This is a genomic window from Mesorhizobium sp. M7A.F.Ca.CA.002.05.1.1 (genome assembly GCF_003998335.1).
Classification (GTDB): domain Bacteria; phylum Pseudomonadota; class Alphaproteobacteria; order Rhizobiales; family Rhizobiaceae; genus Mesorhizobium.
The window spans coordinates 1-5,946 of the sequence record NZ_RZQI01000334.1; the positions used below are offsets into that span (position 1 = coordinate 1).

The 5,946-nt window shown below is 63.9% G+C and carries 5 protein-coding genes; 2 read left to right on the top strand and 3 right to left on the bottom strand.

Features of this window, described 5'->3' with window-relative positions; all coding sequences use genetic code 11:
• Together EN939_RS17725 and EN939_RS17730 are read right to left on the bottom strand one after the other, a co-directional pair.
• The coding region (locus EN939_RS17725; RefSeq protein WP_127269051.1) for a bifunctional 5-dehydro-2-deoxygluconokinase/5-dehydro-2-deoxyphosphogluconate aldolase at positions 1–1,898 on the bottom strand (1,898 nt) is incomplete at its 3' end.
• 141 nt (positions 1,899–2,039) lie between these two features.
• Positions 2,040–2,885 (bottom strand): MurR/RpiR family transcriptional regulator, encoded by an 846-nt coding sequence (locus EN939_RS17730; protein WP_164748924.1) that lies wholly within the window; start codon positions 2,883–2,885, stop codon positions 2,040–2,042.
• Between the two features lie 155 nt (positions 2,886–3,040).
• Between EN939_RS17730 and EN939_RS17735 the strand changes: the two genes are divergently transcribed.
• Positions 3,041–4,150: a Gfo/Idh/MocA family protein gene (locus tag EN939_RS17735; protein WP_127269053.1), complete on the top strand. Its 1,110-nt coding sequence runs from the start codon at positions 3,041–3,043 to the stop codon at positions 4,148–4,150.
• A 171-nt stretch (positions 4,151–4,321) separates the two neighbouring features.
• Here the strand turns inward: EN939_RS17735 and EN939_RS17740 are convergent, their stop codons facing one another.
• Complete coding sequence (locus EN939_RS17740) at positions 4,322–5,020, bottom strand: helix-turn-helix transcriptional regulator (protein ID WP_127269054.1); 699 nt, start codon at positions 5,018–5,020, stop codon at positions 4,322–4,324.
• A gap of 128 nt (positions 5,021–5,148) precedes the next feature.
• Between EN939_RS17740 and EN939_RS17745 the strand changes: the two genes are divergently transcribed.
• Positions 5,149–5,784 (top strand): LysE family translocator, encoded by a 636-nt coding sequence (locus tag EN939_RS17745; protein ID WP_127269055.1) that lies wholly within the window; start codon positions 5,149–5,151, stop codon positions 5,782–5,784.
• The last annotated feature ends 162 nt before the right edge of the window (positions 5,785–5,946 follow it).

Below are 5,946 nucleotides of genomic sequence, written 5' to 3' on the forward strand. Positions count from 1 at the left end.
TCCGTCAACTGTTCGAAGCGCTGCGCCATGTCGGCGATCGCCTCGTTATCCGACATCTTGCCGGCCAGCCATTGTTCGGCCGCATGGACGAAGATGGTGCGGCCGACGGCAAAGCCCTTGACGATGGGCGCCTTGGCGGTGGCGGCGAACGCCGCTTCCAGCTCGTCCTGCGGCGCTTCCAGGCCCAGCAGCACGACGCCGCGGCACCACGGGTCGTGCTTCAGGATGACGGCCTCGATCTTCGCCCAGGCGCCGCTCGACGCCTGCGGCTCGAGCTTCCACCAGTCCGGCTTGATGCCGAGCGCATAGAGTTCCTCCAACGCGCGCGGGATCGTCGTGTCGTCGAGCTTGCCATGTTTGCCGGCAATGATCTCGATGAGAAGTTCCCTGCCGACCTTCCGCGCGCCTTCGAACAGGGCGCGCAACTTCTGCTGCTGTTCTTCCTTCAGCGCCGCCGGATCGTCGGGGTGATAGAAACACAGGCATTTGATGCAATGGTCGACCGGCCATTCGACAAGCTGCGAGCCGATGTCCTGCGAGAATTCGAAGCGCAGCGGCCGCGAACCCGGCAACTCTACCGGCCGCCCGAGCCAGGCGAAGGAATGCCTGGCGAATTCGAACATTGCCTTGCGGCCGTGTTTCTCGTCGATCAGCATGCCGTAGCCGTCGCGGCCGGCGGCGACCTTCGCAGCCGCCTTGACTGCCAGCACCTTGAATTCTTCGATCCGTGCCGGATCGGCGCCGGCCTTCGCCGCCACATCCTCGAGCTGCACGCGGTGGTCGCACGCGAGCGCCATCAGCGAGGGAATGTCGCGCCGGCGCGTCGTTGCCCAATGGATGTGGTTGATCGCCTCGTCCTTGCGCAACGCCAGATGCTCGCTGCCGTGTTTGAGGAAGAACCGCAGTTCTTCGAAGGTCGGATATTCCGGCGCGCAGAGCAGACGCGACACGGCGAAGGCGCCGCAGGCATTGGCCCAGGTCGCCGCTGTCGCATGATCTTCGCCACCCAGCCAGCCGCGCAGGAAACCGGACATGAAGGCATCGCCGGCGCCCAGCACATTGTAGATCTCGATCGGAAATCCCTTGCCGACGACACCGTCCTCGAGATCGTCGCTGATCGGTCCGTCATAGACGATGCAGCCCATGGCGCCGCGCTTCAGGACGATGGTGGCGGACGACAGCGAGCGGATCGTCTTCAAGGCGCTCAGGCAATCGTCGGCGCCCGACGCGATCATGATCTCCTCCTCGGTGCCGACGATGAGGTCGCAATCGGGCAGCACCGTCTTCAACTGCGCCGAGACCCGGTCCGATTTCACATAGCGCTCGAACCCTTCGGCATGGCCGGCAAGGCCCCACAGGTTCGGCCGGTAGTCGATGTCGAACACCACCTTGCCGCCCTTGGCCTTCATGATGCGGATCGCCTTGCGCTGCGCGGCATCGCTGTTGGGCCTGGAAAAATGCGTGCCGGTGACGACGATCGAGCGCGCCGAGGCGATGAAGGCCTCGTCGATGTCTTCCGGCGCCAGCGCCATGTCGGCGCAGTCCGAGCGATAGAAGATCATCGGCGAAACGCCTTCGTCCTCGACCGACAGCAGCACCAAGGCGGTAAGCCGCTCCTTGTCGGTCTTAAGGCCGTCGACATTGACGCCTTCACGCGTCAGCTGCTCGCGGATGAAGCGGCCCATCTGCTCGTCGCCGGCGCGGGTGAGCAGTGCGGAGCGCAGGCCGAGCCTGGCCGTGCCGACCGAGATGTTGGCCGGGCAGCCGCCGACCGACTTGGCGAAGGAGGTGATGTCCTCCAGCCGCGAGCCGATCTGCTGCCCATAAAGGTCCACGGAAGCGCGACCGATAGTGATAACGTCGAGCGGCGCGTATTCAGCGTCCACGGCTTCGCTCATTGGAACCTCCCGTCGGCCTTGTTGTGTTGGGGTACACGCGCGAGCGGCAGCGTGGCGCCGGGAATATGAAATAATAATTCCAATCCATAGTCAATATGGAATGAGTGTTCCTTCCGTGAAAAGTGTCTTTTCGGCGATGGATCAGGCCTTGCGCTTGCGGCCCGTGTCGCGTCGCTTCTCGCCGACGCCGACGGTCAGCGCCATGGCCAGCGCCATTGTCGCCGACAGCGAGCGGAAGCCGGCGAAATCGGCCTCTGCAACCTCGAACCAGACCTTGGCGAACTGGGCGAGCGGCGAAAACGAGCTGTCGGTGATGGCGACGATCGGCACGCCCTGTTCCGAAATGCTGCGCGCTTCCTCGATCGTGGCCGGTGCGTAGGGCGAGAAGGAAATGGCGATGACGGCATCCGCCGGCGTGGCGAAGCCGATCATCTCGGCATTCAGCCCGGCCGCCGATTCGATCAGCTGGTTGCGGATCTTCAGCTTGCCCAGCGCATAGGCGATGTAGGACGCCACCGGATACGAGCGGCGCTTGGCCAGCACGTAGATGGTCTCGGCCTTCGCCAGCAGGGAAATGGCGTCTTCCAGATGCGCGTCGTCCAGCGTGCGCGAAATGTCGTTGAGCGAGGTGCTGGCGGCGGCGACGAAGCCGTCGAAGATCGACCGATGGCCGGCGCCGCCCTCTGCCTTGGCGCGCAGCGCCTGCAGCCTTTCGTCATAGGATGAGTTGCGCTCGCGCAGCCGTTCGCGAAACACCTGCTGCAGGCTGGTGAAACCATCGAAGCCAAGCTGCTGGGCAAATCGGATCAGGGTCGAAGGCTGCACGCCGGCCGAAGCGGCGATGCTGGCGGCGGTGCCGAAAGCGATATCGTCGGGATTGTCGAGCGCATGGGCAGCGATCTGGGCGATGCGCTTCGGCAGGCTTTCGCGCCGCTCCAGGATGGTGGTGCGCAGCGTCTCGAAATCGCGAGGTACCCGTTCGTCCATCGTCGCTCTGTCCAGGCTCATACGTGAAGCGTCCTCTGTGCATCATCATAGCGAGCCTGCGCAAGAACACCATAAAAAATGAGGCAGACATTCCATTCCAAGAGAAAATGGACTAATTCATCCACGCAGCGCTTCAAGCAGTGGAGAAACGGAAAATGGTCGGCGTCGGTCTCATCGGTACGGGTTTCATGGGCAAGTGTCATGCCATCGCATGGAGTGCCGTCAGCGCCGTCTTTCCCGACGTTGCCAAGCCACGGCTGGTCCATCTCGGCGAGGTCAATGAAGAGCTTGCCCGGCGCAAGGCGGGCGAGTTCGGGTTCGCCAAGGCGTCGGGCGACTGGCGTGCCGTCGTCAACGATCCCGAAGTCGATATCGTCTCGCTGACCACGCCCAACCAGTTCCATCCGGAAATGGCCATCGCCATCCTCGAAGCCGGCAAGCATCTGTGGTGCGAAAAGCCGATGGCGCCGAGCTTTGCCGAGGCCGAGGCGATGGCAGCGGCGGCGAGAAAGTCCGGCAAGATCGCGGCGCTCGGCTACAACTACATCCAGAGCCCGGCCATCCGCCACATCGGCGCTTTGCTGGAAGAGAAGATCATCGGCGAGGTCAACCATCTGCGCATCGAGATGGACGAGGACTTTATGGCCGACCCAGAGGCGTTGTTCTTCTGGAAGCACGAAGCCGCGTCAGGCTATGGCGCGCTCGACGATTTCGCCGTGCATCCGCTGTCGCTGGTCTCAGCCCTGTTCGGCCGCGTCGCCAGTGTCATCTGCGACATGGCCAAACCCTATGCCGATCGCAAGCTGGCCAGCGGCGGCCGCCGCGCTGTGGAGACCTACGACATAGCCAGCGTGCTGATGCATCTGGAAAGCGGCATTGCCGGCACGCTGCTGGTCAACCGCTCGGCCTGGGGCCGCAAGGGCCGCATCGCCGTCCAGATCTTCGGCTCGAAAGGGTCGATCCTGTTCGACCAGGAACGATCGAACGAATTCCAGCTCTATCTCACATCAGATCGGCCGACCGAGCAGGGCTACCGCACCATCCTGGTGGCGCCGCACCACAAGCCCTATGACCTCTTCGTGCCGGCGCCAGGCCATGGCCTCGGCTTCAACGACCTCAAGATCATCGAGTGCCACGAACTGCTGACGCGGCTTGAAGGCAGGCCGGCACGGCTCATCGAATTCGCCGAAGGGCTGGAGATCGAGCGCACGGTGCACGCGATGGCGCGCTCCTTCGAGGAAAAGCGCTGGGTGGACGTGCGGTGAGGCGGCGGCTCACCTTCTCCCCTTGCGGGAGAAGGTGGCCTCGCGAAGCGAGGTCGGATGAGGGGTGCTCCAGGGAACACCAACGTCTCACTCCGCTGGAACACCCCTCATCCGTCTCGGCGCTGCGCACCGATCCACCTTCTCCCACAAGGGGGAGAAGGGAGAATCGCGTCAGCCGCCAACCGCCGCATTGATCTCCCATCCATTCACCCAGACCTGCCGCAAGCGGTCGCCTTCGCCCTTGAACCGCAACCCCGTCGCCTGGCAATCCTCGATCCGGTCGCTGCGGAAATTGCGGATCGCCTGGCGCAGCTCGCACCAGGCGACGATGTTGGCGGTTTCGGCGTAGTAGATGAGCGCGATCGGGCGGACGAGGCGCTCGGAGGCCCGGCCCATCTCGTCGCGATATGAGAGATCGAGCTTCTCCTCGTCGCGGATGGCGCGTCGCACCAGCGCCAAGTCGATCGCGCCGGTCGAGGGCGCGGCGAATCCCCACGCATGCAGCGCATTGGCGTCGAAGGCCTGGCGCAAGGGTGGTGGCACCGCCCCGGCGATCTTGGCGCTGACGCGCTTGGCCGCCTGCTTGAGCTCGCTGTCTCCGGTGCGCTCCAGCAGCGCCAGCGACAGGACGATCGCCTCCATCTCCTCGATCGAGAACATCAGCGGCGGCAGGTCGAAGCCGGGGCGCAGGATATAGCCGATGCCGCGGCCCCCTTCGATCGGAACGCGCATCGCCTGCAGCGCTGCGATGTCGCGATAGATCGAGCGTACCGTCACTTCCAGCCGCTCGGCAATCGTCGCCGCCGTCACCGGCTGCCGCGCCAGCCGCACGATCTGGATGATCTCGAACAGGCGTGACGCCTTGCGCATTTTTTCCCCGGGTTGCGAGCCCAATTGACACAGCATTGTCAGTTGGGCTGACCTATAGGAGCGCCTATCGACTTGAAAATCAACAGGTTCCGCTGCGGTTTGGCGGAGCGAGGCGGCAGGCAACTGACATGGGCTATGCGGAAAATCTCTGGCTTTTCTTTATCCTGCTGTTCGGCATCATCGCCGTTCCGGGCATGGACATGCTCTTCGTGCTTGCCAATGCACTGACCGGCGGGCGCGACAGGGGTCTCGCCGCGACCGGCGGCATCATGGTCGGCGGCATGGTGCACACGCTGAACGGCGCCATCGGCGTCGGCCTGCTGATGCATTTCGTGCCGATCCTGTTCAAGCCGCTTCTGCTTGCCGGCGCCGCCTACATGGCCTTTATCGGCATCACGCTGATGCGCAGTTCCATCACTGTCGGTCAGGAAGGGCCTGCCGGCAGCCGGTCCGCATGGAAGGCCTTTCGCCAGGGTTTTGTGACCTGCCTGATCAACCCGAAGGCATACCTGTTCGTGCTTGCCGTCTACCCGCAGTTCCTGAAACCGGACTACGGTCCGATCTGGATGCAGGCGACGGTCATGGGGCTGCTGACCGTGGCCACCCAGGCTGCGATCTATGGCGGACTGGCGATCACGGCTGGCCGCAGCCGCAACCTTCTGATCGCCAATCCGCGGGCGACCATTTTTGCCGGCCGGGCGGCCGGACTGCTGCTCTTTGCCGTGTCGGTGTTCACGGCATGGGAAGGATTAAGGGCGGCGTAGGATTTCTTGCGAAGAAGACCCCCACCTCTAACCCCTCCCCCACAAGGGGGAGGGAGACTCCCGCCGGCGCTGACAATGGCAAACTGCCGAGGCTTTCAGACGTCAAGGTTCGAGTAGGAGTGCGGCAGCGTTCCCTCCCCCTTGTGGGGGAGGGGTTAGAGG

Bases quoted from the DNA above. Each gene is read 5' to 3' on its own strand.
- EN939_RS17735 (WP_127269053.1), top strand. From the start codon at position 3,041: ATGGTCGGCGTCGGTCTCATCGGTACGGGTTTCATGGGCAAGTGTCAT.
- EN939_RS17740 (WP_127269054.1), bottom strand. From the start codon at position 5,020: ATGCGCAAGGCGTCACGCCTGTTCGAGATCATCCAGATCGTGCGGCTG.
- EN939_RS17730 (WP_164748924.1), bottom strand. From the start codon at position 2,885: ATGGACGAACGGGTACCTCGCGATTTCGAGACGCTGCGCACCACCATC.
- EN939_RS17745 (WP_127269055.1), top strand. From the start codon at position 5,149: ATGGGCTATGCGGAAAATCTCTGGCTTTTCTTTATCCTGCTGTTCGGC.